The organism is Streptomyces sp. NPDC059080, from assembly GCF_042739975.1.
Taxonomy (GTDB): Bacteria; Actinomycetota; Actinomycetes; order Streptomycetales; family Streptomycetaceae; genus Streptomyces; species Streptomyces benahoarensis.
This window is the reverse complement of sequence record NZ_JBHYGX010000021.1, coordinates 43,755-70,527: the sequence shown is the minus strand read 5'-3', so window position 1 is coordinate 70,527 and position 26,773 is coordinate 43,755. Positions and strand designations below refer to the sequence as shown.

Annotated in this window: 27 protein-coding genes; 20 read left to right on the top strand and 7 right to left on the bottom strand. The window is 64.9% G+C overall.

Annotated features, from left to right (window positions below):
- Window positions 1-223 precede the first annotated feature (223 nt).
- Window positions 224-967 (top strand): JmjC domain-containing protein, encoded by a 744-nt coding sequence (locus ACFWWQ_RS18265; protein WP_384597291.1) that lies wholly within the window; start codon window positions 224-226, stop codon window positions 965-967.
- A 76-nt stretch (window positions 968-1,043) separates the two neighbouring features.
- Here ACFWWQ_RS18265 and ACFWWQ_RS18260 read toward each other — a convergent pair whose 3' ends face one another.
- The 7 genes from ACFWWQ_RS18260 to ACFWWQ_RS18230 all read right to left on the bottom strand — a co-directional run bounded on the left by ACFWWQ_RS18260 (window position 1,044) and on the right by ACFWWQ_RS18230 (window position 8,106).
- Complete coding sequence (locus tag ACFWWQ_RS18260; protein WP_384597289.1) at window positions 1,044-1,358, bottom strand: hypothetical protein; 315 nt, start codon at window positions 1,356-1,358, stop codon at window positions 1,044-1,046.
- A complete protein-coding gene (gene dnaE, locus ACFWWQ_RS18255; RefSeq protein ID WP_384597287.1) occupies window positions 1,355-4,951 on the bottom strand; it encodes a DNA polymerase III subunit alpha in 3,597 nt (1,198 codons plus the stop codon). Before dnaE ends, ACFWWQ_RS18260 begins: the two co-directional genes overlap by 4 nt.
- A gap of 251 nt (window positions 4,952-5,202) precedes the next feature.
- Window positions 5,203-5,877, bottom strand: a complete 675-nt coding sequence (locus ACFWWQ_RS18250; protein ID WP_384597285.1) for a pentapeptide repeat-containing protein — start codon at window positions 5,875-5,877, stop codon at window positions 5,203-5,205.
- Between the two features lie 114 nt (window positions 5,878-5,991).
- Complete coding sequence (locus ACFWWQ_RS18245) at window positions 5,992-6,129, bottom strand: hypothetical protein (RefSeq protein ID WP_384597283.1); 138 nt, start codon at window positions 6,127-6,129, stop codon at window positions 5,992-5,994.
- 26 nt (window positions 6,130-6,155) lie between these two features.
- Window positions 6,156-6,491 (bottom strand): hypothetical protein, encoded by a 336-nt coding sequence (locus ACFWWQ_RS18240; RefSeq protein WP_384597281.1) that lies wholly within the window; start codon window positions 6,489-6,491, stop codon window positions 6,156-6,158.
- A gap of 2 nt (window positions 6,492-6,493) precedes the next feature.
- Complete coding sequence (locus ACFWWQ_RS18235; RefSeq protein ID WP_384597279.1) at window positions 6,494-7,021, bottom strand: KTSC domain-containing protein; 528 nt, start codon at window positions 7,019-7,021, stop codon at window positions 6,494-6,496.
- Window positions 7,022-7,086: 65 nt separating this feature from the next.
- Entirely contained in the window at window positions 7,087-8,106 is a 1,020-nt protein-coding gene (locus ACFWWQ_RS18230) for a tyrosine-type recombinase/integrase (protein WP_384597276.1), read from the bottom strand.
- A gap of 105 nt (window positions 8,107-8,211) precedes the next feature.
- On the opposite strand from ACFWWQ_RS18230, the gene ACFWWQ_RS18225 reads away from it, so the two are divergent.
- From ACFWWQ_RS18225 to ACFWWQ_RS18135, 19 genes are all read left to right on the top strand, one after another.
- Complete coding sequence (locus tag ACFWWQ_RS18225) at window positions 8,212-9,765, top strand: terminase large subunit domain-containing protein (protein ID WP_384597274.1); 1,554 nt, start codon at window positions 8,212-8,214, stop codon at window positions 9,763-9,765.
- A 70-nt stretch (window positions 9,766-9,835) separates the two neighbouring features.
- Window positions 9,836-10,231: a hypothetical protein gene (locus ACFWWQ_RS18220; RefSeq protein ID WP_384597272.1), complete on the top strand. Its 396-nt coding sequence runs from the start codon at window positions 9,836-9,838 to the stop codon at window positions 10,229-10,231.
- A gap of 1 nt (window position 10,232) precedes the next feature.
- Window positions 10,233-10,940 (top strand): hypothetical protein, encoded by a 708-nt coding sequence (locus ACFWWQ_RS18215; RefSeq protein WP_384597270.1) that lies wholly within the window; start codon window positions 10,233-10,235, stop codon window positions 10,938-10,940.
- Between the two features lie 607 nt (window positions 10,941-11,547).
- A complete protein-coding gene (locus tag ACFWWQ_RS18210) occupies window positions 11,548-12,732 on the top strand; it encodes a phage portal protein (RefSeq protein WP_384597268.1) in 1,185 nt (394 codons plus the stop codon).
- 159 nt (window positions 12,733-12,891) lie between these two features.
- Window positions 12,892-13,626 carry a hypothetical protein gene (locus ACFWWQ_RS18205; protein ID WP_384597266.1) on the top strand — a complete coding sequence of 245 codons (735 nt, stop codon included), beginning with the start codon at window positions 12,892-12,894 and terminating at the stop codon, window positions 13,624-13,626.
- Window positions 13,627-13,706: 80 nt separating this feature from the next.
- Window positions 13,707-13,880 (top strand): hypothetical protein, encoded by a 174-nt coding sequence (locus tag ACFWWQ_RS18200; RefSeq protein ID WP_384597264.1) that lies wholly within the window; start codon window positions 13,707-13,709, stop codon window positions 13,878-13,880.
- A gap of 237 nt (window positions 13,881-14,117) precedes the next feature.
- Complete coding sequence (locus ACFWWQ_RS18195) at window positions 14,118-15,143, top strand: N4-gp56 family major capsid protein (RefSeq protein ID WP_384597262.1); 1,026 nt, start codon at window positions 14,118-14,120, stop codon at window positions 15,141-15,143.
- 78 nt (window positions 15,144-15,221) lie between these two features.
- Window positions 15,222-15,608, top strand: coding sequence for a hypothetical protein (locus ACFWWQ_RS18190; RefSeq protein ID WP_384597260.1), 387 nt, complete (start codon window positions 15,222-15,224; stop codon window positions 15,606-15,608).
- 106 nt (window positions 15,609-15,714) lie between these two features.
- Complete coding sequence (locus ACFWWQ_RS18185; RefSeq protein WP_384597258.1) at window positions 15,715-15,999, top strand: hypothetical protein; 285 nt, start codon at window positions 15,715-15,717, stop codon at window positions 15,997-15,999.
- The gene (locus ACFWWQ_RS18180) at window positions 15,999-16,484 is read left to right on the top strand and encodes a hypothetical protein (RefSeq protein WP_384597256.1); all 486 of its coding nucleotides are present in this window, start codon (window positions 15,999-16,001) and stop codon (window positions 16,482-16,484) included. Before ACFWWQ_RS18185 ends, ACFWWQ_RS18180 begins: the two co-directional genes overlap by 1 nt.
- An 11-nt stretch (window positions 16,485-16,495) precedes the next feature.
- The gene (locus ACFWWQ_RS18175; RefSeq protein WP_384597255.1) at window positions 16,496-17,329 is read left to right on the top strand and encodes a hypothetical protein; all 834 of its coding nucleotides are present in this window, start codon (window positions 16,496-16,498) and stop codon (window positions 17,327-17,329) included.
- Between the two features lie 6 nt (window positions 17,330-17,335).
- Window positions 17,336-17,929, top strand: a complete 594-nt coding sequence (locus ACFWWQ_RS18170; RefSeq protein ID WP_384597253.1) for a hypothetical protein — start codon at window positions 17,336-17,338, stop codon at window positions 17,927-17,929.
- Between the two features lie 162 nt (window positions 17,930-18,091).
- Window positions 18,092-18,352 (top strand): hypothetical protein, encoded by a 261-nt coding sequence (locus tag ACFWWQ_RS18165; protein WP_384597251.1) that lies wholly within the window; start codon window positions 18,092-18,094, stop codon window positions 18,350-18,352.
- Between the two features lie 162 nt (window positions 18,353-18,514).
- Window positions 18,515-19,411, top strand: coding sequence for a putative Ig domain-containing protein (locus ACFWWQ_RS18160; RefSeq protein ID WP_384597249.1), 897 nt, complete (start codon window positions 18,515-18,517; stop codon window positions 19,409-19,411).
- A 5-nt stretch (window positions 19,412-19,416) separates the two neighbouring features.
- The gene (locus ACFWWQ_RS18155) at window positions 19,417-21,411 is read left to right on the top strand and encodes a phage tail sheath family protein (RefSeq protein WP_384597247.1); all 1,995 of its coding nucleotides are present in this window, start codon (window positions 19,417-19,419) and stop codon (window positions 21,409-21,411) included.
- A gap of 77 nt (window positions 21,412-21,488) precedes the next feature.
- Window positions 21,489-22,073, top strand: coding sequence for a phage tail protein (locus ACFWWQ_RS18150; protein WP_384597245.1), 585 nt, complete (start codon window positions 21,489-21,491; stop codon window positions 22,071-22,073).
- Window positions 22,074-22,099: 26 nt separating this feature from the next.
- A complete protein-coding gene (locus ACFWWQ_RS18145) occupies window positions 22,100-22,957 on the top strand; it encodes a hypothetical protein (protein ID WP_384597244.1) in 858 nt (285 codons plus the stop codon).
- Between the two features lie 201 nt (window positions 22,958-23,158).
- Complete coding sequence (locus tag ACFWWQ_RS18140) at window positions 23,159-26,050, top strand: C40 family peptidase (protein ID WP_384597242.1); 2,892 nt, start codon at window positions 23,159-23,161, stop codon at window positions 26,048-26,050.
- Window positions 26,050-26,769, top strand: a complete 720-nt coding sequence (locus ACFWWQ_RS18135; protein ID WP_384597240.1) for a hypothetical protein — start codon at window positions 26,050-26,052, stop codon at window positions 26,767-26,769. The genes ACFWWQ_RS18140 and ACFWWQ_RS18135 overlap by 1 nt, the downstream gene beginning before the upstream one ends.
- Window positions 26,770-26,773 lie beyond the last annotated feature (4 nt).

Genomic DNA, 26,773 nt, shown 5'->3' with positions numbered 1-26,773 from the left:
TGCGGGGCGCTCTGGGATTTCTCAGGGCGCCCCGTGTCTTCCCTCCCGTTCCTGCGCCCAGGAGGACGCTGCCATGTCTCTGAAGAGGCTGATCGGCAACCCTGAAGGAATCCTCGCGAGCTGGCCTCGTGAGCCGATGTTGTTCCACCAGCCCCCAGCAGCTTTCACGGATCTGCTGACGCTGGGGGAGGTCGACGAGTTGGTGGACGAAGAATGTCTGGCCATGAGGAATGTAGTGCTCCTCAAGGACAGTGAGATCTGGGAGAAGTACACCTACGCCAACGGGGACATGCCCCGCCGCGGGGCCGTCCGTAAGCATCTCGACGACGGCGGGAGTATCTCGCTGCGGGAATTGGAACGACTCAAGCCATCCATCGCGCGGCTGCACCATGACCTGCATGCCGAGACCGGCTACCGGGTCCACGTGAACGCCTATCTCACGCCCGGCGGCGCCCAAGGTCTGAAGTACCACTACGACCCCTACGTCACGTTGATCGTGCAGCTTCACGGCAAGAAGACGTGGCCGGCGCATCGGCCGTTCGTGGAGAATCCGGTCCAGGAGTACCAGTCGTTCCACATTGTGGGGTTCACAGCGGAGCAGAAGCGCTACCTGGCCAACACTCCGCCGGTGAAGGAGTTCGTCTTGGAGCCCGGCGACGTCCTGTGGCTGCCGCGAGGTTGGCCGCATTCGCCGTACACGGTGAGCGAGGAGCCGTCGCTACACCTGACTGTGGCGTTCAAGGAGCGCACCTACCACTGGCTCGCAGAACGGATGGCTGAGGACGTCCTGGCGCAGGCGCTGGTCGACCCTCAGATGCGGGAGGAGGTAGCTCCGGCGATACTCACCGGTGATCCGACGTCGGCGGTGAAGCTCATGCGGGAGTACCTGATCGGTTCGCTCCTCCAGCTCGATGACTCCACTGTGGCCCGGTACGTACAGAAGGCAGCGCTGCTCGGGCGCGATTAGCCGGCGGCTCGCTACAGGGGCCCGGCCCTCAAGCAGAAACAAGGACCGGGCCTCCCCACCTTCCTGCCTTGAAGGACTACAGCGCGACCGCTTTCGCTGCTCGTACTCGGTGCGATGCCATACCGACTCCGCTCTGGCCGCGTGACTCCAGATTTTCCGGGCTCACCTGGAAATCGACCGCGGGCAGCTTGGCCGTTGCCGGTTCGTCGTGCTCGCCGGCCGGGCGCAGGAGCACTTCATTGATGCTGGAGGTGTCCTCGCCCCTGTGGTTCTTCCAGGAGTACGCGAACTGGGCGAGGAGCAGCGTGTCACCGCCGCGCTTCAGGTAGGGCTCGGTGGCCCCGTGCTTGAGGAGGATCTCTTCCCTCTCGGAGGGCTGCTCGTCGCTCATGCCATGCCTTGCCATGCGTCGGGCCCGAATGAGCCCTTGATGTCGGAGGCGATCGAGGTGGCGTCAACCTTGCTCTGGAGTTGGTAGACGATCGTCTTCTGTACCCCTCGGACGGAGAGGTGAACGGGGTTCTCTCCGGGGTGGGCCTCCAGGATGCGTCGGAGTTCCTTGATCAGTGGCTCGTTGACGCGGTGGTAGGGCAGCGTGAGCTGTACGGGAGCTGCCCCGGTGCGTTCTGCTGAGGCGACGTCGAGGACTTGCAGCTCCTGTCCGAAGATGCTGAGCGTACCGTCGCGGTCATTGATACGGCCCTGTACGGATACCACGCTGTCTTCGACCAGGGCGCCGACGACGAGCTGGTAGGTGGCTGGGAAGAAGAGCACCTCGATCGTTCCGTCACGGTCGGCGAGGTTCACGATGGCCCAGGCGTTGCCCTGCTTGGTCATCTTGGCTGTGACGTTGGTGATCAGCCCGGAGAGGCGTACGACGCCCTCGGTTCGGCCAGAGGAGAGCAGGTCGACGATCGTCGTGTCCCGGTTGGCTGCCAGGATGTGTTCGGTGCCGTCCAGCGGGTGCGCGGAGACATACATGCCCAGCATCTCCCGCTCGGTGGCCAGGAGCTGCTTGCGCGGCCACTCGCTGTCGTCGATGTCGAGTGGGACGCCGAAGCCGGCGCCCTCGTCGTCGCTACCGTCGCCGCCCATGCCGGCGAAGAGGTCGTCCTGTCCGTAGGCGGCGGCCTTCTTCAGGGGCACGACCGCGTCGATGGCCATTTCGTGCGCGGCGGTCAGTCCCTTGCGGGTGTGCCCGAGAGAGTCGAAGGCCCCACCCTTGATGAGCGACTCGACGCCTCGTTTGTTGAGGGCTGGCAGGTCGACCTTGTCGAGGAAATCGGAGAACGAGGTGAACTTCCCCTTGGATTTCCTGGCTGCGACGATCGCATCAATAACGTTGTCACCGACGTTTCGAATCGAGCGGAGCCCGAATCGCACGTCGTCTCCGACTGCCGCGAACTCTGCGAGCGAATCATTGACGTCGGGACGGAGAACGGTGACCCCGAGTTTCCTGGCATCTGCCAGGTAAATGCCAGCCTTGTCTTTGTCGTCGCCAACGGAGGTCAAGAGTGCGGCCATGTACTCGGCTGGGTAGTTTGCCTTCAGGTATGCAGTCCAGTAGCTCACCAAGCCGTAACCGGCGGTGTGGGACTTGTTGAACGCGTATCCGGAGAACGGGAGCATGACGTCCCAGATGGCTTTGATGGCCTCTTCCGAGTAGCTGTTGCCCTCCATGCCGTCGTGGAATTTCTGCCACTCGGCTTCGAGTACTTCGGCCTTCTTCTTGCCCATCGCGCGGCGGAGCATGTCGGCGCCGCCGAGGGTGTACCCGGCCAAGGTCCGAGCGATGGCCATGATCTGCTCTTGGAAAATCAGCAGATGGTGAGTGGAGCCCAGGATCGGGTCGAGGACTTCCTTCAAATCCGGGTGGATCGGATCCGGTTCTTGCTTACCGTTCTGTCGCAACGCGTAGTTCGTGTGCGCGTTGGCGGCCATCGGGCCAGGCCGGTACAGAGCGAGGGCTGCCGCGATGTCCTCGAATCGGGTGGGCTCCATCAGCTTGAGGAGGGCGCGCATACCGCCGCCGTCGAGTTGGAAAACGCCGAAGGTATCGCCCCGACCGAGGAGTTCGAAGGTCTTCTTGTCGTCGAGGGGAATGACGACCGAATCGCTGCTGTCGTCCATCGGGTCGACGCAGGCGAGCTTGATGCCCCGGTTCTCGCGGATGTTCTGAATGGCGTGGTCGATCACGCCCAAGTTCCGCAGACCCAGGAAGTCCATCTTGACCAGCCCCATGTTTTCGCAACTGGGGTAGTCGAATCCTGTGATCTTGACGCCGTCGGAGGGGCGCATGTGGAGGGGGATGCGGTCGGTCAGACGCGTCTTGGACAGAATGACCGCAGCCGCGTGCACGCCGGTGCCTCGCATCAGACCTTCGACGCCCTTGGCGGTGTCGATGACCTTGCGGACGTCTGCCTCGTTCTCGTACATCTGCCGGATCTCGCCGGCCTCGCCGTAGCGCGGGTGCTCCTTGTCGAAGATGCCGCTCAAGGGGATGGACTTGCCCATGATGTCCGGGGGCAGGGCCTTGGTGATGCGCTCACCGTGCGCGTACGGGTAGCCGAGGATGCGCGAGCTGTCTTTGATCGCGTTCTTGGCCTTGATCTTGCCGAACGTGTTCACCATCGCGGTGTACTCGTCGCCGTATTTCTCCGTGACGTAGCGCACCATCTTGTCGCGCTGGCGGTCGTCAAAGTCCAGGTCCACGTCCGGCGGGTTGATGCGCTCCGGGTTGAGGAACCGCTCGAACAGCAGGCCATGTTCCAGCGGGCACAACTCGGTGATGCGAGTCGCGTACGCGACGATCGAGCCGGTAGCCGAGCCACGACCAGGACCAACGGGCACTCCGTTATCGCGTGCGTACTGGCAGATGTCAGCGACCACGAGGAAGTATGAGCTGAAGCCCATCGGCCCGATAACGGCCATCTCCGTCTCGAAGCGTTCCATGACCTCGGCCGGGATGGGGGAACCGTAGCGCTTGGCGAGGCCCTTCAGGCACTCCTTACGCAGCCACGACTCCTGGGTATCGCCCTCGGGTACGTCGGGGTACTGGGGCATCTCATCAACGTTGTCGAAGACCTCGTCGTAGGACTCGACCCGTTCGGCGATCAGGAGCGTGTTGTCGCATGCCTCTTCCATCCCCGAGAAGAGATGCCGCATTTGGTCTGCGGTTTTCAGGTAGTACTCGGAGCCAGCGAACCGCCACCTGTTGGGGTCGGCCTTGTCCATGGCTGCGCCGATGCACAGGAGGTCGTCATGCGAGTCTGCCTGATTCTCGTGAATGTAGTGCGCATCGTTCGTGGCTAGGAGCGGGATATCCAGGTCCTTGGCCAGACGCAGCAGGGCGGAGCGAACCTCACGTTCAATTCCGATATCGTGGTCCATCAGCTCCAGGAAATAATTCTCTTTTCCGAGAATATCCTGGTAGGCGCCGGCGACCTCCCGGGCCTCGTCATACTGCCCCAGGCGCAAGCGAGTCTGGACGGCCCCGGAGGGGCAGCCAGTGGTGCCGATGATGCCCTCGGGGTTCTCGCTGATCAGCTCCATGTCCATACGGGGCTTGCTGAAGAATCCCGTGTAGGACGCCTGCGTGGACATGTAGAACAGGTTGCGCAGGCCCTGGGTGTTGTAGGCCCACATGGTCATGTGGGTGAACTTTCCAGCTCCGGAGACGTCCTTGGAACCCTCGCCGTCGTCGGACATGGCCTTCCGGCCGCCAGGCCCCCAGAACTCGGCCTTACGGTTGCGACGCGAGGACGGGGCGACGTACGCCTCGATGCCGATGATCGGCTTGACGCCGTCGAAGCCCTTAGAGACCTGATGGAACTCGTACGCCCCGAACATATTGCCGTGGTCCGACATGGCGATGGCCGACATTCCCTGGCGGTCCACCTCGGCGAACATAGGCTTGAGCTTCTGAGCCCCGTCCAGCATGGAGTATTCGGTGTGATTGTGCAGGTGAACAAAGCTTTTGGACACCGGGCGCGCTCCTCCGGGGTGGGGCAGGGGGGCTCCACCCTAGCCCTCAGATGAAGATCGAATTCTGCCTCCGCGACCCCATCGCATACCTGAGATCGGCCGGATGTCGGTGACCTCGCTACATCACGTAGAGAGACAGCAAAAGTGCGCAACACACGGTGTGTCGCCCACCGCGATCCTCGTGGGCGGGGCAGCCCGGACGGCCGCCCCGCCAGGCTGCCGCGCCTGGCACTGGGTCGAGTCCGGCCCTGTTACTCGAAGAGGATCCCAGCCTCCCGCGCGAGGCTCAGGGCCAGCTCCATCGACCCTGGGCCTTGCACTGTGACGCCCTTCAGCGCTGCCGCCCCACCGACGTCCAGGAGCGTGCAGTTCTCGATGCGCACGGCCCCGGGCTTGAGGTGCGCGAACTGGGTCCCGGTCAGGTCGCAGTTCACGAACCTGACGTTGTGCATCTCGGACTTCTGGAAGTCCGCCCCCACCATCGGGACGTCCTCGAACACGACGCTGTAGAACTTGCACTCCCGGAACACGCCCTGGTCGGCCTTGCCGCCCTCGAAGCGCACGTCGCGGAAGGTTGCGCCCTTCCAGGACGAGCCGGTGACGCGGCTCCCTGTCACCGTGCAGCGGACGAGGGAGACGTCGTTGGCCCTCAACTGGGCGAAGTCGCATGTGATGAGCGCGGAGTCAGAGATCTGACTCCGCACCAGTTCGGCGCCGTTGAAGCGTGTGCCCTCGAACTTGCACCCTTCGGCTTCGAACGCCTCGGCGCGGACGCCAGCGAAGGACGTGCCGGCGTAGTGGACACGCTTGACGATCGCGTCGTCTTCCAGTGCGTCGCGTGGTAGCTCCGCCGTCTCGAAGTGGGTCGGCAGCTTGGGCTTGCTCGGGTTCTTGATCGGGCCGCCTTGCCGCATGACCTGGGGCATCCGTGCATCCCTTCGTGGAAATACCTGGGGGTGTGGCGGAGGAAAGTCAGCAGCGTAACAGCGCGTACATGGCCGCCCGGATTGTTAGGGAAATCGCAGAATTCCTGAACGGGGTCAGGCTCCAGGTCCGAGCTTCTCGCGGATGGCGCGCAGCGCGGCGATGGCGGTGTCCAGCTCGCCCAGATCGTCCTCGGGGTGCTCGGCGGCCGGGTACTGCTCCAGGATGCGCATGACGTAGCCGGCGACCGCCACACCCCATTCGAGGGTGGCTGTCCGGCTCAGGCCGGCGACGCGCCTCCGGGCCTTGTCGAGGAGGGCGTCTTCGGTGGGTCGGCGGGTGAACACGGGGCGGTCTCCGAGGAGTTGCGACGGTAGTTGGCCAGGAGCTGGCCGTCGGAGCCCAGGAGGGTGGCCTGGCGGGCGCTCAGGGCATCAGTGAGGGCCTGGTGCTCGTCGCGGGCGCGGGAGGTCCAGCGGCCGACGACGAGGCCGCGAGCCCCGAGGCGAAAGACCACGGCTGGCTCGGAGCGCCGGTACGGCGGCTCGGTCTCCTGGTAGTAGGTGCGGTAGCGCCGGGGCCAGTCGCGCTGGCAGTGGGTGGTGGTGATCAGCATGGTCACCAGGTGGCCGGGGTGTAGGGCTTACCGTTCAGAACCCGATTGACGTACCGGCCGGGGCTCCAGTTGTCGCGGAACTTCGCCCACTCCTGCGAGGTGACGTTGTAGTACTCGTAGCCCACGCCGTCCGCGTACTGCTCGGGTCCGGTGCGCTGTCCCCGGAAGCGGACGAACAGCGTCTCGCTCTGGGAGTCGTAGCCGGCCGCCAGCGTCCGCGGCCGAGGCGGGTAGGACGTGTTCGTGGGCCGGGTGGTCAGGAGCTGCTCGTCGTCCCACAGCCACTGGGCGCGGCGCAGTGCCTCGCGCTTCTCGGGGCTGAGGTTCTGGGACGCCTCGTCGATCACGTTGTTGATGTCCGCGCGTGAGTAGCCGGGGCGGGAGTCGACGGTGGGGTTCCGCGGCTGTTGGCCGGTGCCGTAGAACTCCTGCTCCCGGATCGTCCTGTACGGGGTGACGCCTGAGTTCGGTGCGCGGTTCTTTGCGGCTCGGGGGTTCCGGGGGCCGATTCGCCTTCTCCTGGGCGGCATGAGAAAACCCTCCTCTGCTCGGTTCCATGACCGTAGGCAGGGAGGGTTTTTGGGCGATATTCGCTTTAGGGCGCCTGTGTTTTCCAGTCGATGCCGAAGGGGTTGCGGTGAAAGCCGGAGGGGAGCCGGTCCGCGTTGCGATAGCCGAGTGTGACGTCGAGGTCGTGGTGGTCGTAGTACGTCATGACGCGGTCGATGGACGGCTGGTTGGGGTCGACCAGGGACAGCGTGATCGAGGTCGCGCGGCCGTCGTGCGGTGAGATGTCGAAGCCGCACGCTTCACCGGCCCGCTTGACCATGCGCCACAGGCCGGAGGAGTCAAGACGCGTGTGCTCCAGCTCGCCCGTCTCCTTGTTCCGGGTTCGCCGGCCGGTGGACATGACGAGAGGGCCGTGGGTGCGCCCGTCGATCAGCTCGTCAATCAGGGGGTTCAGAGGGTGGGGGACGTCGATGTCCTGCCAGCGGTTCTTCCCTTTGCGGCGCAGGCGCAGCATCCGGCCACGCGGGACCTGGTAGAGGCGCTCGATGTCGATCCTCTCGACCTCCTCGCAGCGCACACCGGGCCCGAAGAAGAAGCCGGTCGTGATGGCTGCCCGGATGGATTCCTGGCGGGCTGCGCCCACGACGTCGTGGATCTCCCACGGGAGCAGGATCATGCGCTTCTTGCGGGTGCGGGGGTCGAGCTTGATGCCCTTGACGGGGTTGGTGCCCCGGAGCTGGTGGACGATGGCGTACCCGAAGTAGCTGCTGAGCGCGTCGTACTTCGCCTTGAGGCTCGGGATCTCGTACGGCAGGGAGCCGCACTCGCTCACGCAGGGCCCGGGGTGGCCGTCCCAGTGCTCGGACGTCAGGTAGTCGAAGTAGTCCTCCAGCTCCGCCAGGCCGACCTCCTTGAGGATGTCGATGCCGGAGTACTCGGTGTAGCGGTCCGCCCATTCCATGAACAGGTCGGCGTATCCCCGGTACTTGCGGAGGGTCTCCGGGCTGCTGTGGGTCTTCGCCCAGCGCTCGTCGAACGTCTTGAGGTCGATCTCTGCGGTGCGGCTGCGGCGGCTGCGGTCGGCCCAGGCCGGCGTCGTGGACATGGCGGCACCCTAGCCGAATAACACACAGGTAGCAGAGGGCTACCTTGCACTGTTACATACGGCGTCATTATTCGTCCGTATTTGCCCCAATCTAGCTTCCCCTCCATGGGGACTCCAGTCGATGCCACGGAACACGAGCTGACCCTCGGCATGCCCGAGGAAGCCGACCCCTCCCCGGAGACCTCCGGCACCGACCAGGCACTCGTCGCGGACATCATCGACAAGGTGATCGTCGTCATCGACGAGCTGTCCGGTCACCCGCTGCGCCCCTACCAACTGCCCTTCGCCCGGCGCATCCTGGAGTCCCTCATCATCGAGGACTCCGCCAAACTCACGGCATTGTGGAGCCGCCAGTCCGGCAAGTCGGAAACGGTCGCAGACGTCGTCGCCGGCGCGGCCATCATGCTGCCAAGGCTCGCCAAGGTCTTTCCCGATCTGCTCGGCAAATTCAAAGAGGGCCTGTGGATCGGCGTATTCGCCCCCACGGACGAAATGTCGGAGACCCTGTTCTCCCGTATCGTCGGCCGCCTCTCCTCCGAGCGCGCCCAGGACATCCTCGCGGACCCCGAGATCGACGAGAAGCTCGTCGCGCGGGGGAAGGTACTCCACCTCAAGCGCTGCGGGAGCCTGATCCGGAAACAAACGGCGCACCCCAAGGCCATGATCGAGGGCCAGACCTACCATCTGGTCGTCATCGACGAGGCCCAGGCCGCCGACGACAAGGTACTGAACAAGTCCATCGGCCCCATGCTCGCGAGTACTGCCGGCCTCATGGTGATGACCGGCACCCCCACGTACACGAAGAGCGGGTTCTACGAGCAGATCCAGAAAAACCGGCGCAACGCCAACCGGAAGGGCCACAAACAGGACCACTTCCAGGTCGACTGGAAAACGGTCTCCAAGCACGTGCCGAGGTACAAGAAATTCGTCCAGTCCGAGATGGACCGGCTCGGTGAAGAGTCCGATGAATTCAAGTTGAGCTACCGACTGATCTGGCTTCTCGACAAGGGAATGCTGGTCACATCGGACCGTTTCGACGCGCTCGGCGACACCTCCATGCGCGTCGTCCAAGAATGGCACCGCTCCCCAGTCGTCGTCGGGATCGACCCTGCACGCAAGACAGACTCCACCATCGTGACCGTCTGCTGGGTGAACTGGGATTACCCGGATGAATACGGAAACTATGAGCACCGCATTCTGAACTGGCTTGATCTCCAGGGCATGGACTGGGAGACGCAGTACTACCGGATCGTCGAGTTCCTGAACCACTACTCGGCATTCGCGATAGGCATCGACTCCGGCGGCCTGGGCGACGTCGTCGCCAGTCGCCTTCGGGTCCTCATGCCTTACGCGCAGATCGTGGACCTCAAGTCCGACCGGACCAATCAGACCAAGCGCTGGGCCCACATGATGGATCTCATGAGCAAGTCCCTCGTGGTCTGGCCGGCGCACGCGAAGACCCGGCAGACGAAGAACTGGCGGAATTTCCGCCAGCAGATGGAGGACGCCGAGCTGAACTACCAGGGGCCGCACATCATCGTCGCCGCCCCCGAGGTCGACGCCGCCCACGATGACTACGTGGACTCGCTCTCCAACGCGCTCTATCTGACCGCCGACCTGACCATGCCCGAGGTCGAAATGCACAACACCCCCTGGTAGCGCATTATCGGGCCGGAAAATCCCGCCTTTAGCGTCCTGGTGAGACGTCTCAATCACCGGGAGGCACACCATGGCGAACTCCCCCCTCGCCCCGGACCCCGAATTCCAGGAGAGCAGCGACCGCTTCTACGAGACCAAGCACGCACAGAACACGTCCCGGCGCGGTCCGCTGCGGTATCAGGAAGGCGTCGCCACCGACACCGACATCCCCTCGGAGTTCGGCACCGGCATCATGCAGGGCTACCGCACGCCGACCGGCCGCATGAACCACAACATGAACGTGTTCGAGAAGCCGCCGGAGGAGACGATGCGCGAGCGCGCCCACGTCGGCTCCGCGTCCTGGCCCGAGGCGCCGACCTTCATCTCGGAGATGGCGCAGGGCGCCTCCGAGCCCGAGCAGTCCTACGCCCAGGTAGACCGGGGCGAGGGACGCAAGCAGCGCCGGAACTACGCCCGGGTGGACTGACGTGACCGCTCCCGGACAGTCCACGCCCTGGGGGAAGATCCCCATCCCCACCGAGGGCAAAGTCCCGGACGTCCCCGTGGACCTCGCGGCAGTGGCCGACCCCATCGACACGCTCCTCAAGAACATGATCGGGGGGGCGACCGCGCCGTCCGGGCCGCTCAGCCCCACCCTCATCGAGGCGTCGGCCTCCATCGGCAGCCTGAACTCCACGCAGTCCACGCAGCAGTCGCAGATCAACACGATGCAGGGGCAGATTGGCGCCCTTAGCGCTGCACCGTGGGCCGTCGCGACAGCGCGCACCTCGAACTTCACCCTGTCCGGCAATGTGCGCACACCAACGCTCGTGCACAGCTATCAGGTGCCCTCCTTCACTCAGCGGCGGCTCCTTGTCGCCTTCGGCAACCTGTGCGTGGCCTGGTCGGACTCCACAACGGCTTCCGTCCGGGCTCGGCTCCAACTCCGCGCCGACGGCGCCACCGCCTACGTCGACCGCAACCAGCACATCCAGACGGGAAATGAGCAGGCGCACACCCTGTGCTTCATCGAGACTGTCGAGGCCGGAAAGTCCATACGTGTCGGCCTGTCAGTCGACGTCTACGGCGCGGCCACCTCCAAATCGACCCTCATGACCCAGGAAGTGGACCCGCGGCTCTACCTCATCGCGCTGCCCTGGTCCGGGGCCGCCGTGCCCTACCTGGCCGTCACCTGATGCGCGCGTACACCGGCGCCGGCCGGACCGCAGCACGGACGTCGCTCCTCCACGCTGCGGAGAGGGGCTGACCACCCGTGTCCATCGCCTTCGCTTCCCCATCAATGCGCGCCGCCGCAAGCGACCTGACCATCAGCGTCTCGCCGCTCGGCCTCGTTGAGCTGGCCGACGAGGAATTCGAGGTCCACGGCCCTCGCCTCACGCGATACTCGAACCATTGGGCGTGGTACCTCGGCTACCACTGGGCGTACAAGCGTGAGGCTGGCGAGCCCACCGTCACGATCAATTACACGGGCGCGTTGAGCCGGTACATCACGAATTTTACGTTCGGCCGGGGTGTGCACTTCCAGTCGGAGAAGAAGTACGAGCACATCGTCCCCGCTCTACTGGAGCGCGTGTGGAGCGTCGACAACGACAAGAAGTCGCTGCTGTGGCAGATGGGCGAGAACGGCAGTGTCGCAGGCGACTGCTTCGTCAAGGTCGCGTACGAACCTGCATGGACCGACACGGTAGGAAATGAGCATCCCGGTCGCGTGAGGATTCTCCCGCTAAACGCTGCACAGTGTTTTCCGGAGTATCACCCGCATGACCGGGATCGATTACAAGCTTGCTCCGCTTTAAGATCAAGTACAAGTTTTGGGGAACCTCCCTGGAGGGGACCCGGCAGGTGTACACATACACCGAGATCATCACGGATGAGTACATTGAGGAGTACGTCAATGACGAACTCCTGGACGCCCGGGAGAACCCGCTCGGCACCATTCCGATCGTGCACATCCGGAACATCGAGGTCTCCGGCTCCCCCTGGGGGCTCTCCGACATTGTCGACCTGATTCCACTCAATCGTGAGTACAACGAGAAGTGCACGGAAATCAGCGACATCGTCAATTATCACGCAGCGCCGGTCACCATCATCACCGGCGCCAAGGCGAGCAACCTGGAGAAGGGGGCCCGCAAAATCTGGGGCGGACTCCCCAAGGACGCCAACGTCTTCAATCTGGAGAACGGCGTCGACCTCAATGGCCCCCTCGCCTACCTGGAGCTGATCAAGCGAGCCATGCACGAGCTGACCGGGGTACCGGAAACGGCGCTCGGTCAGGCCCAGGCCATTTCAAATACCTCTGGTGTCGCCCTCAGCATTCAGTTTTTCCCGCTGATGCAGCGCTACGGCCTCAAACAGACCAATTACACGCACGGATTGAGGAGGATCAACGAACTCGTCCTGCGCACTCTCTTCTTGTACGAGCCAGAGTGCCGCGTCTACGACCCCAGCACCCAAGGCGTCCGGGCTTCCGAAGAGCAGCCCCTGGTCATCGACCCCCGGGACCCCGAGGTCTACGACACGACGGTGGATTGGCCGCCGCCGCTCCCGGTCGACGTGCTGGTCAAGCTCAATGAGGTTCAGGCCAAGCTCGCATTGGGCCTCGAATCGAAGCGAGGCGCCCTGCGCGACCTCGGGGAAGTCTTCCCGGGAGAGAAGATGCAGGAAATCTTCGACGAGCGCCTTACCGAGGCAAAGGAAGACGGGGCGCTCGAATATATCAAGGCGCAAATTGCCTCGGCTATCTTGCGCACAACGGGATTGCCGCCGGAAGGCGTGGAAAGCCCGCCCCCAGCACCGGCCTCTTCGGGCTCCTCGGAGTCCGGAAATTCCGGGGCGACCAGCTCCGGCCCGCTGCCCGGAATGCCGGGCGTGGGCCAGGGCAAGGACACCAACTCGGTTCTCAGTGAACTTGTGACGCTGTCGAAGGGCACGAAGTTGGCCCAGAGACGGAACCCGGAAAACGACTGAACCCGTCCGCCACTCATTCCTATTCGTTCAGGCGGCCCCACCAGCCTGGAGTGAACCACCTTGGCAACAAACCCCGCACCCAACGGTCCGACCGAGACGCCCGCCGGCAACCCGGGGCCCGCGACAGGTACGGCCGTCACCCCCGAGGGAACGGTCACCGTGCAGGACCCGCCCAAGCCGCCCGAGCCGCAGAACACCAGCCAGGAGTCCCGCTTCACGGCGGCCGACCTGGAGCGCGCGCGCCAGGAGGAGAAGGACAAGCTGTACACCCGCCTTTCCCGAGTCGACGAGCGCAGCGCGGCTCTCGAAGCCGAACTGAAGCGGATCACCGAGGAGCGCCAGGCGCGCGAGGCCGAAGAAGCCGAGCGTGAGAAGGCGGAGCAGGACGCCGCCAAGTCCAAGGCGGAATCCGAGATGAGCGCGAAGCGCCTCCTGGAGCAGCGTTCCACGGAGTGGGAAGCCCGCTTCAAGGAGATCGAGCGGGAGCGGGAGCAGGAGCGCGCAGCCCTCGCCAAGGAATCCGAGTACAACAAGCTGCGCGCCTACATCCAGGAGCGGGCCAGCGCCGAGCGGGCCAACATCGCTCCGGAGCTGGTCGACCTCATCTCCGGGGACAGCCAGGAAGAGGTCGACGCATCCATTCAGCTGCTCAAGGACAAGACCTCGCAGATCTTCGAGTCTGTGCAGGCAGCCCAGGACACCGCCCGCTCCCAGATGCGGGGTGTGGCCGCTACCGGTTACACCGGCATGGGACCTACGGACGGCGAGGGCGGCAGCCGGCAGCTGTCGGCGGAGGACATCAAGAACATGCCGATGGCCGAGTTCGCGAAGTACCGCGGCCAGCTCCTCGGCGCCGCCGCACAGCAGACCAACAATCGCGGGCTTTTCGACTGACCGCGTCCACCTGAAAACAGCCAAACCGCCTCTCGTTCCTACTCTGCTCGGCGGTTCCGTCACGGGATGAGAGGTAACACGTGGCAAGCGGAATCACGGGAACTCCGGTTCTCTCCCCCACGCCAACCGCCTATCAGGCGGCCAACTCCAGCATGCTCACGCCGGCCATCCAGCACATCTGGAGCAAAGAAATTTTGTTCCAGGCAATGCCGGTACTGCGCTTCGAACAGTTCATGGTCGACTTGGCCGCCTGACGGAGCAATCCGTCTGTGCACAGCCCGAGAATTGCTGGGACATCCTGCTAGACCTCGGCACCACAACGTGAGGCGAAAGCCTGAGCGTGACGGTTCGAAAAGTCGAGGGTAGGGAAAATCAGCAGCCGAGCCCACCTGGATTCGCTCCGATGGGAAGGTTCAGAGACTATGTACGGGCCCCCCACGCGGGTGAAGATATAGTCCGAACTACATGGAGACATGTAGAGGCTGGCAGAAATGACCAGCCCGCTCCGGGAAACCGGAGAGGTAACAGACTGCAAGAAGACCGAACTCGGAACTGCTCCGGGCCTTTCGGTGTCATTCATGCGCTACCGCTCGCTGGACGGCGCGCAGCAGCTCGTCGAGGGTGTCCGCATGGAGACGCACGCCCTTTCGGCAGAGCAGATCACCATCACTGTGGCGGAGCATGGATTCGCCATCGCGGTCACTGAACTGCTCCTCAATTCGAGCTTCGACGACGTCATGGCGTCCGGTGCCCGCCTCCTGGGCCGGAACATGGCCACCTACCTCGACAGCATGTGCCGGGACACGCTCCTCGGCGCCCCGTCAGTGCTCTACGGCTACGACAAGATGGCGAGCTGGTCGGCCGGCCAGCCGCGCACCCCGATGAGCCCCTACGACCGCGGGATGTTCGCGGACTCCGAGGCCACCATGGCGGCCACCGGCGGGTTCCACTTCACCTCCGCGCTGGTCAAGGACGCCGTGGAGACCCTCGCGACGAAGAACGTCCCTCGCCTGGGCGAGACCTACGTCGCGTTCGTCCACCCACACCAAAGCAGGCGGCTTCGCGACGACCCCGAATTCATCGAGGTGACGAAGTATGCAAGCCCTGGAAATTTCATGCTCGGCGAGATCGGCCGACTGAATGATGTCGTTTTCGTTGAGACGACACAGGTCTTCCAGGGCAATGCGACGCCTCCCCCAACCCCGCAGCTCGGCACCAACATCCCGCAGGGAGACGCGCAGAAGTGGGGCGGCCAGCCGGCCCGCAACGCCTCGGGCTCGACGCCGGCGATCCCGGCCGTGAACGCCCAGCCGTCGAACCCCAGCGCGCCGTCGAACCCGATCTATCGCGCTCTGGTCATCGGCGACAACGCGGCCGGCCACGCGATCTCGCTGCCGGTGGAACTCCGCGACGGCGGTGTCCTGGACTTCGGCCGTGAGCACGCTCTGGCCTGGTACTCAATCTGGGGCCTCGGCCTGATCACGGACTACGCCGTCGTCCAGTGCGCCACCAACTGATCCACCCGCACGGCAGGGCGGTGGCATCAGGTCCGTCACCGTCCTGAACTCAGCATCCGATTCGCTAGGAGTACGACCATGCCCGCGAACCCGCGCACCAAGCGGAACCCCAAGGATCACACCGGAAACCTCAAGGCGACTCTCGCCGAGCAGCACGCCGAGGAAGTGGCCAAGCGCAAGGGCGAGATCGCTATGCACCAGGCGGAGCAGAAGGCCGGCCTGGACGAGCCGATCGCGCTGGACGAGAAGGGTCGCACGATCCAGGCAGTCTCCGAGGAGACGGCTGCGGAAGGGCCGGTGGAGATCCCGCCGGAGACCGTGAACATCCGCATCGCGTGCGACCTGGAAAAAGTCACGATCGGGCAGGGAACTCACTTCGATTTCAAGGAAGGCCAGGTCTACCAGGTGCCGCTCAATGTGGCCCAGCACCTGGACCGCCTCGGTTACGTGTGGCAGTGGCTCTGACGGAGGTGCCCTGGTGGCAACGCGCCGCAGTTTGAAGGTCTCGAAGAGCGCTCCCGAGAAGGGGGCCTGGTACCGCCTGCTGTCCGATCACGGGGAAGGGGTCGGCATGCTGACGACGACCTACCGCTACGTCAGCCCGACCGGCGGGGAGTACCCGGATAACCCTCGCCAGCTCTGTGTCCTGGACATCGTCGAGCCGGCGACCTCCGGCGTCGGCTACAGCGCGGAGGAATCGGTGCTGTGCATGTGGCTGGACTCGCCGTCTCCAGGGCGGATCGCGGTCCACCACATCAGCTTCCCCGTCAGCCAGTTCGCCGAGCTGGTGGCCGAGGGCAAGGAGCCGCCGGAGTACGCGGACCTTCAGGCACAGCAGGCCGGCGGTGGCTTCTGATGGCCGGCTTCCTCGCTGTCCAGGGGGCGGTGTCCGCTCTGGACTACCTCGCGGGACGTTCTACCGCCCTTGACGCGGAGTGGCTGGCCAAGGCCCAGGGGGGCGACCCTCTGCCGCGTGCCACCTATCTGATGCTGCTCACGCAGGCCGTGGCGGACGGGCAGACGGACATGCCGACGTTGCTCGGCATCGAGGCGGCTGGCACCGGCTATGCGCGTCAGCCCATCCCGTGGTCGGCCGCCTCCATCGGCACTCGCAGTGCAACGACGTCGGACCTGGTGCAGTTCGGTCCGTTCAGTGATGCCGCTGGCCTCGTGGCCCCGGTGACCGGCGCTGCCCTGGTGACGCGCATGACGAGCTTGGCCGGCCAGCCCACGGGCCTGTGCCTCATGGCCTGGAATCTGGACAACCCCATCACCACCTCACAGAACCAGGCGCTCCAGCTCGCGGCTGGCAGCCTGACGATGACGCTGGCGGTGAGCTGACTATGGCCGAGGTGGCGGGGATCACCCGGCGTATTCGTAACGAGGTCGGCGACTTCGAGCGCCCCTTCCTGGACACCTTCTTGGGCGCCGATGAGCTGGCCTCCTACGACCTGTCCGAGACCGGTGTCACCGCGGTCACGGCGAAGGTCACCACCGCCGATCCTGTGGCCGCCGTCGATCTGTCGCCTGACGTCGACTACGTCCTGGACTCCATCGAGGGCCGCATCGTCCTGGTGAATCCGGCCTATTCGCCGCTGCACCACGGTCAGACCCTGATCGTGAGGGGCACGGCCCAGGGCCTGTTCGCCGACACAGATCTGGAGACGTATATCGACGACGCGGTGCGTCAGCACGCGTACGGCCGCAGTCTGACGTCTCGCTACCGGGACTCGCACGGGTTCATTCGCTACGACCACGAGCCGATCACCCTGAAGAACTTGCCAGCCGTCGAGGAACCGCTTGTCGCCTATCTCGCCGCGATCAACGTCCTGTGGACCCTGGCCACTGACGCCGCTACGGACATTGATATTTCGACGGCTGAAGGCACTTTCGTGCCGCGTACGCAGCGCTATCGGCAACTGATGGCGCACATCGGTGACGCCACGACCGGGCTCCAGGGCCGCTACAACACCCTCGCGCAGCAGCTCAACGTCGGCCTCGGCCGGATCGAGATGGTCACCGCCCGCCGGGTCTCGCGAACCACGAACCGCCTGGTCCCCGTCTTCATCGAACGTGAGTACGACGACTCCTCCATGCCCCAGCGGCTGCTCCCGCCGATCGACGGCGAGGAGTACGCAGACGAGTCGAACGTGCCCTCGCCTGCCTACCCCGGCCTGTGGGGGTGAGCGGCGATGCGCGGACGACTCGACTGGAAGCGCGGCCGGTGGAACATCAACACCGAGACCACCCTCCTCCACCGAGGGCTTCGTGGGTGGCAGCGCTCCACCGGCGACTCCGTCACCTACTTCCGCTGGCAGTACGGCGAGTCGGAGATGCACCCCGTCTACGACGAGGCCACCGGCATCGGCAAGCGGTACTACGGCCGCTGGCAGCTCCCGGCGCTGCACGTCAATCACTCCGAAGCAGCGAATACGGAGCCTCGCGACAGTGGCCTGTACATCGTCGATTCGCTGCACGTGACGTGTGAGGTCGACCAGCTCGCGAAGGCCGGGCTCACCGACATCAACATCAAGCACGGCGCCTACCAGCGCGACCGGATCGCCTACGACAACCTCCTGTTCGCGGTGAAGCAGGTCGACATCCGTGGGCAGATCCGCCGGAGGGACATCATCGTCACGATCGACGCCCAGCAGATCCGCGATGACGAGCTGGTCAACGATCCAGATTTTGCCCCGTACTTGCGCGACTTCAGCAGAAACCCGGACCTTCCCCAGCCTTTTCCGACCTACTCGCAGCAGGGCGACGGTGGCGACCCCTGCGCCTGACTCGGTCGCGCACGTGGCCATCTGGTTCCCCATGGCCAGTCGGTGACTGCACAGATGGGCACCATCTGGTTTTGAATTATCGAATCAAATTGACGGTATGCAAGTCTCAAGACCCCGCGAATTCTTGAAATCCGCGCACCCCTTTCGAAAAAGGAAACCCTGATGGCTGTTTACGTCGTTGTCTCCGACACCCCCTACGAGAAGGCGATCATGGCTGGCCCGTACGAGCTGGAGGACCCCTCTCAGTTTCCCACCCAGCTCGGCACGCATCTCATGCTGGAGTCGGAGGCGCTGGCCAACGGGTACCAGTACGCGCCCGACGGGGCGTTCGCCCCTGGCCAGTCAACCAAGTCGAGCAAGGGGGAGGACAACGACCAGGGCGGACGCAAGAAGCGCCGGAAGCACAGCAAGGGCCACAACTAGCCGCAAAGACCACCTAAAGGCGCGTTCTGACGGATGGAATTAACCGCATCCAATTAGCCAGACGCATTCTGGTGGGGCGATCCACAAGCGCCCATACCGGAGTGTTCCGTGCCCTTCCTTCTGAATGAAGACAAGGCCCTGAAAGAGAAATTTCAGGGCCTGATGGTGCATGATGCGACCTCCGGCGTGGGCCGAAGAGTCACCGTCCGGTACCAGAACCCCGAGTACGAGCTGGCTGACGCCGCCTACCCTCTGGCGCTGATATCCCACACGCGAATTTCGCGTGACCCGGAACGGGAAAGCCGCGGCCTCGTCAACTTGCACTACGCCCCCGAGGGATACGAGCCCTGGGCGGACATGACGGACCCGACCCAGAGCCCGTACATGGCGCAGATGCCCATTCCACTGAACGTGGATTACCAGATCGACGTCTACGCCCGCAAAGAGCTGCACATCATCGAGCTGACCGGCGCCATGATGCAGTTCGACCTCCTCCCGCAGCGCTTCGGCTACCTGCCCATCGGCGAGGACGGGACAGTACGACGCCTCGACTTGCTCGGCGGCCCGGACTACACCGAATCGAAGGACGAGCAGGGCAAGCGCCTCTTCTGCGCGACCTGGGCGGTCCGAGTCTCCAGCGAGATCGTCCCGGACGACATCCGCGACCTCACCCCGGTTCAGCGCGTCCTCGTCGACGTCCTCGACAAGCAGGCGTGGGACGAGGGCACCAACCGCCCCTGGTCCCCCACGCACGAGGTCACCAAGACCCGCCTGTCGATCCCTGCGGCCGTCCTGCCGAACGCCACCGTCGGCCGGCCTTACCGCACATCGCTGAGCAGCGCCGGCGGCCACGGCGAGATCCGCTGGTCCCTGCCCGAGGGCTCCCACCTGCCCGAAGGTCTCGCGCTCTCCCACGGAGGCGTCGTCTTCGGCACCCCCACGTTCCCCACGAGTTCACCGGCCCAGTTCCTGGTCTCCGCCCGGGACTCCGACCTTGTCCCGCAGGTCACCTCGGCCCCTCTGACGCTCACTGTCTCGCCCGAACCCCCTGGGAGCTGATGCTGATGACCACGCCCACCACATTCGCCTACAAGCGCCCGGGTGTTTACATCACGGAGTCGCTCAACCCCCTTCCCCAGCCCGTATCCCCGCCCGGCCTCGCCATCGCGACGTTCGTCGGCACCCACGATTCCGGTCCGTCGAATCCCGTGAAGGTGACGAGCTGGGAGCAGTTCGTCAGCCTGTACGGGGGCTTCGGAAACGGGCTGAACTACCTGCCTTTCCAGGTCTACAGCTACTTCGCGAACGGGGGGTCCCAGGCGTGGATTCTGCGGGCCACCCCCACCGATTCCGTCGCCGCGCGCCTGGTCGTGAAGAACCAGCCGCTGCCGCCGCCGGAGAACATCGTCGCGACACCTGACGGCACGGCACCCAGCGGCACAGGCACGAAACCGTCGAGCAAGGTCACCAACGTGACGCTCAGCGCCCCCTCGGGCTCCGTCACTGCCAACCCGGAGCAGACCGCCTTCCAGATCGAGTGGGACGCCATCACGCCGGCCTCTTCGGTCGACGCCTACCAGGTCGTCGTCACCCGGCCCGACGAAGGGTCCTTCTCGAAGACGATCTGGGTCGCCCAGCCGGAGAGTGGCAAGCCGAGCGCGGCGTTCACCGGCCTGGCGCCGGACACGACGCACTCCGTGCAGATCACGCCGTTCAAGGGCGCCACGGTCGGCGACCCGATGACGGCACCGGCCACGTTCGACACGGCCGCCGGATACACCTCCGTCGATGCCCTCCAGGTCACCGCCCGCGGCCGGGGCGCGTACGGCAACAAGGTCTACATCAGCACCACGCCAAGCTGGACCACCGGCAGGTTCCACCTCTTCGTCAAGTACGGCTCGACCAACCAGTCCTCGCTCGTCGAGACCTGGCAGGACGTCTCCCTCAACCCCGCCGACCCGCGCTACGTGGTCGGGCTGATCAACTCCACCACGGGCGGCTCGACTTACATCACCGTGCAGAACCAGCTCCCCCCGACCTCGACGACGCCCGGCACGGGCTCCACCCCGGACTCTTCCTGGCAGCCGGAGTATCTTGCCGACGCTCCCCTGGAGACCGGCACCGACGGCGTCCTAGCCGTGAACCTGGCCGAGCAGCTCGCCGCCCAGTTCGGCTCCATCTCGGACGTGCTTCTGATCAACCTGTGCGGCAACACCTCGATGACGGACCACATCCCGGCCCAGACTCAGATCAACTCCGTGCTGTCCTGGGTCGAGCAGCGCCGCGGCGCGTTCCTCGTTCTCGACGCTCCCCGACAGCCGGCCCCGATCGACTCCGGGACCGCCGCGAACAAGTACGCGGAGACCATCGGGGGTTACGCCCCCCAGTCCTCGTACGCCGCGTTCTACGGCCCGTGGGTCCAGGTGGTCGACCCTGCCGGCGCCTCGCTCTCCTCGACGCGGCTGCTCCCTCCCGCCGGCGCCGTGATGGGCCAGTTCGCGCAGGCGGACGCGGCCGTGGGCCCCAACCGTTCCCCCGCCGGCACCGCCTACGGCCTGGTGGGCGCGGTGGGAGTCGAGCAGAACTTCACGCTCGACCAGCTCGACGCGCTCAACCAGATCGGCGGCAACGTGATCCGCCGGGTTCCGCAGTCCGGGTTCTGCATCATGGGCGCGCGCACGCTCCGGCAGGGGATGCCGGACCGGTACATCTCTGTGCGCCGGATGCTCACCTACCTGGAGAACCTGCTGGAGAACGCGACCCGGTTCGCGATCTTCGAACCGAACGGGCCGGAACTGTGGCAGACGCTCAACGCGCTCGTCACCCAGCAGCTCCTCACGCTGACGCAGGCCGACCAGCTCCAGTCGAGCGTCCCCGACCAGGCGTTCTTCGTGATCTGCGACGAGAGCAACAACACGGCCCAGACCGTCGCCAACGGCGAGATCCACATCTCTGTCGGTGTCGCGCTCGCGAGCCCGGCCGAATTCATCGTCATTGAGATCTCCCAGTACCAGGGCGGCCTCTCCAACTCCACGTCGTCTGTCGAATCCAGCGTCTGACCGACGCGCCACAGCCGTACCGCCTCTCATTCCCATTCATTTTCGGCGGCCCTCTGACCGGGAATGAGAGGTGACCCGTGGGAGCCACGACCACCACACAGAAGCCGAGCCTTGCCCAACTTCAGACTGACCCTCTGAGGAATTTCAAGTTTCAGGTGATGATTCACCTGGCGAATTCCACGCTGGACTCCAGCAAGCGCACGAATCAGCTCGGATTCATGTCCGTGAGCGGCCTGTCGATCACCACCGACGTGGTGGTCTACAGGCAGGGTGGAATGAACACCACGACCCAGAAGATGCCTGGTCAGAGCGACTTTGCGCCCATCACCCTGTCGCGAGGACTCATCTGTGGTGACTCCGACATCTACGCCTGGCTGACCAAACTTTTCAGGGTCATGCAGGGCACTGGCGGAAACGACGGCTCGTACAACTTCCGCGCCACGATGGACATTTTCCTTCTCGACCATCCGGTGACAACGCAGACAGTCACGTACAAGGCGGGCTGGCGAGTCTACAACTGCTGGCCGACTTCCATTGCATTCGGCGATCTCGACGCCGGCGCGAACGGCATCGAGCTTCAGCAAATCACCCTCGCTCACGAAGGCTGGGACTTCAAGATCGCCAACAAGTACGGCCCCGGTAGCGGAATTTCGCTCCCCTGATTCTGAACTCGCGCGAAGGACAAGTCATGACCGAACCCATCACGCTCCCCGACTTCGAACGCTTCGGAGACCAGACCTTCAAGGGCCTGGAATCCCCCGAAGAGGCCACCGCCGCGACCCAGTCGCTCCTCCAGGACGACCGAAACTACGGTGAGCCCTCCATCGCCGATCCTGGCGAAACCCACCTCACCCTGGAACGCGGCATCTGCCGCGAGGGCACGTGGTACCGCGATGCCGAGGTCAAGGAGCTGACCGGCGCCGACGAGGAAGCCATCGCCTCCGCCGGCTCCACCTCGTACAGGGTCTTCGAAGCGCTGCTGCTGCGCGGCGTGCACACCGTCGGCAACGAACCCATGACCCGGAGGATCGCCGCCGAACTCCTCATCGGTGACCGCGAATACCTCGTCATGGCCATCCGTCGGGCCACGTTCGGAAACGACCTCGAATTCGAGGCGTTGCCTTGCCCTCACTGTGAGGAACTCGTGGATCTCACCGTCCCGCTGGACGACATCCCCGTCACGCGGCTCGATGACGCGGAGCAGACCGAGTTCGACGTTCCGCTGCGCCGCCAGGCCGTCGCGACCGTCCGCCTTCCGACCGGCGAGGACCAGGCCGCCGTTCTGGCGATCAAGGATGGCAACACCGCCAAGCAGGACAGCGAGATCCTCTCTCGCTGCGTCCTGCGCATCCGGCACGCTGATGGCTCCACGACGAAGCGCCCCCCGGCCACCACTCTCTCCATGAGTGATCGGAAGACACTTCTCAAATTCCTCGCGGACACCCAACCTGGCCCGCGCTACGGCGATTTCTCCTTTGTGCACGAAACGTGCGGGGAGGAGGTCACCCTGCCGATCTCCCTGGCCACGCTCTTTCGCGGAGTGTGACTACGCCCGCGCATTTCGCGAGTTCGAGATTCTCTCGCAGGTCCACCCGTCCTGGCCTTTGTCCGAGCTGAAGAGCCTGTCCGTTCGTGAGCGGCGCCACTGGATTCGCCGAGCCGCCTGGGAAGTCGTCGAAAGGAGGGTGTAATGGCAACACCGCCACCGCCGTCAAGTACACCCCCCAGCCCGGGAGCCGGCCGCCTTTTGGGCACCAACCAGCTCGGCAGCCAGATCGACGCCCTGACACGGGCCTTCACCACCTTCACGAGCAGGTTCGCCAGCCAGGCCGGGCTCGGCACCCTCGGCATGAGCGCCCATGGCCCCATGGGCGGCCAGACCCGCCAGGACCACCAGCTCGGTCAACTTCAGCAGCAGCACCTCCAGGCCCAGGGCGCGCACAACCTCGCCCGCCAGCGTATGCAGGACGATTTGGAGCGCCAGCAGCTCCAATGGGACCGGCAGCTCCGCAACGGCACCCGGACCATGAACAACACGGCGCTGCCGTCCTGGCGGCGCCAAGAGGCCCAGGACCGGCTCGACGAGCAGGGCATCCTCTTCACCAGCGCCCAGCAACGCACTCGGTCCAACTGGTCGCTGCGCGAGAACCAGTTCTCCGGCGCCATGACCCAGATGAACGCCGACATGGACCGGCTACGCCGGCAGTCCGCGCAGACGACCACGATGAACCGGGTCGCGTTCGCGGGCAGTGTCACCGGCGCAGTGGTCGGCGCCGCGAAGTCGTACTACTCGGGCGGCTTCGAAGAGCAGCTCGGCCAGTACGAGAGGCGCATGAACCTCGCGGCGCCGGACTGGAACGGAACCGCTGGGCAGCGAGCGCGTTCCCTGGGACGTGGTCTGAGAGCGAGCGGCGCCGTGATGTGGGCTCCCTCCAATGAAGATCTCTTCGGCGGTGCAACCGACATCACGCTCCAGAGCGCGTCGTCCCAGGTGCCGAGGCAGCTCACCCGCGCCTCCTCGGCCGCCTACATCACTCCCGGCCTCGGCATCCAGGGCGGTGCCCAGCTCCAGAACGAACTCGGCACCGGGCAGGCGTTCTACGCCTCGCAGATGTTCGGTCTGACTCCTACCCGCACGGCGGGCGGACGCCAGACCTCCTCCGCCGCCATCGCATTGAGCCTTGCCCAGCGCGTCAACGCCGGCGGCTTCAACGCCCTGTCGTCGCAGCAGCTCCACGACCAGCTCATGCAGGGCGGATCGCTGTCCATGTCGCTGGCGAACTACGGCCGAGCGGCCGGCCTCTCGGGCCAGTCGCTGGAAGCGATGCGCAACCAGACTGAGCTTCTCCGGGACCTAATGGCCCCGGAGAAGAAGGGCCTGAAGGGGCTGAGCGAGAAGCAGGCCCTCGGGCTGATCGAGGATGCAGGAAAGCGTGACCAGAGCGGGGACAGGGCCCGTGCCCGTATTCGGGACTACTCCCCGAGCGTTGGTGGCAGCTACCAGGACTCTCAGCGCTACCTCCAGGGCCTGTCCCGCGAGGGGCACCTGCCGGCTTCCGCGAGCTTCCTGGACGCGGCTCGTGCAAGCGCGGACACCCTCGCCGACATCAAGACCCTGCTCCAGAAGGCTCTCGGGCCTTTCGCCGACTGGGTCGGCGGGCTCACCGGCGCGTACAAGGCAGGCGGACCCATCGGCGGAACCGTCTCCCGGCTCAAGGACACCGGGAAGGGCGCGAAGTCCGGGTTCATCGAGGGCTGGAACAGCGGTCCCAACATCCTGTTCGGCGACGTAGGCAAGGGCACAGACCAGGACTCCTACGCCAAGAAGGCGTGGCACGGCATCACTGGCCTGTTCGGCGGCGACAGCGGGACGCCGGAGTCGAAGCAGGGCGGGTCGGGGCCCAAGAAGGCAGATGCCGCCGGCTCGCCCAGCGGCGGAGCCTCCAGCGCGATCTCCTTCGCCCGCGCGCAGGTAGGTGACCGCTATGTCCTGGGTGCCAACGGCCCGGACGCCTGGGACTGCTCCAGCCTCATGCAGGCCGCCTACAAACGGGCCGGCGTCTCCCTGCCGCGCGTCACCTACGACCAGATCAAGAAGGGCATCGAGGTCCCGATCGGCAAGGTCAAGCCGGGCGATCTCGTCTTCTACAAGGACCTCTCGCACGTCGGCATGTACGCCGGCGGCGGGAGAGTGATCGAGGCGGCAAACCCCGGCAAGGGGGTCGTCGAGGGCCCGATGTACAGCAAGTTCCAGCGGGCTCGTCGCATTCTGTCGGGCGGTATGGAGGCCAAGGCGACGCTGTCCGGGGACAACGAGGACCCGACCGCCTCCCAGGTCGGCGGCGGGCTCACCACGTCCGGGGCGTACGGGTCGATCGAGGAGGTCGATGCCCTGGCCGCGGCTCTGTCGGGTGGCGGGAGCGAGCAGGCCGTGAGTCGTACGCCCAGCGCCTCACAGAACGAGGAGGCCGACGACGACCCCACCGGCAGCGACGTCGGCAAGGACGCTCCGCACAACGTCCAGGCGAACGTGACGCTGGGCAAGAAGATGGCAGCCAAGTACGGCTGGACGGGCAACCAGTGGACCTCGCTCTACAAGCTGTGGATGGGGGAGAGCGGCTGGCGGCACTGGGCCGACAACCCGACCTCGGACGCGTACGGAATTCCCCAGGCGATGAGCAACATCCACAAGGAGACCGCGTCCGCCGCCTGGCGCAACTCCCCCGAGAAGCAGATTGCTTGGGGGCTCAAGTACATCAAGGGTAGGTACGGCACTCCTTCCAAGGCGTGGAGTTTCTGGAATTCCAAGAATCCGCACTGGTACAAGGACGGCGCCTGGGAAGTTCCGGGGCAGCCCGGTGAGGGTATCGACGCCAAACTCCACGGCGGGGAAATGGTGCTGGAGCGGAACGCGGCTCACACCGTACGCCAGGCCCTGTTGAACCAAGGGCTCAACCCCTCTCCGAACCAGGGCTCCAATTCTGCTTCCAGTGGCTCGGTCAGTCTTCAGTTCAGTGCCGGTTCCGTGGTGATCCAGATGCCCTCGGCCACGACCGAGGGCGCCAAGTCAGCCGCCAACGCCTTCGTCGCCAACATCGCCGCAGACGACCGGATCAAGTCCCTGATGGGAGGTTGGTGATGGCGGGCAAGAAGAACGAAGGAGCGGTGAACGTTCCCGGAAAGGGGATGTGGGAAAACAATTTCGACCCGCGCATCCGCAGCATTCCTTCGTACCTTCCCGGGGAAAAGGGATCCAGCTTCGGCTTGATGCGCGGGTACATGGTGACTGCTTTCCCCAAGGGCGGTAAGTCCAAAGAGAATCGCTTCTACATGCTCAACTTTTTGTACAATCCATCCACGGTCAGCGTGAACCACAACACCGACGCGGCGAATCAGGTGATGCCGCCGTACACGCGCTCGGACCTGGACGAGGGGGTTCCGTTGGTCGCGGCTGGCGGCACTCTTTCCTTCGCGCTGCTTTTCGACCGCACCTACGAGATGTCGGACCCCACGAAATTCGACACCGTCGAGGGCACTTACGGTGTCATGGCCGACGTGCACGTACTGTACAACCTCGTCGGGATCAACACCCCCCAGGAGTCTCAAGCCCAGGATGGCGACGCGAAGGCGCCCTCCGGGAATGTCCTCGGCATCATGCAGATGAGCCCGGTCTGGTGTCGCTTCGGCCAGGCACGACACTCCTTCAAAGATAAACTACCGAGCCTTTCCCGAATGGAATACTTCGGGTACGTCAACAACATCGGCATTACCTACACGCATTTCTCTCAGCGTATGACGCCAGTGCGGTGTGCCGTTGATATCAGCATGACCCTCATGTCGTCCTACGGGTGGGTGTAAGGAG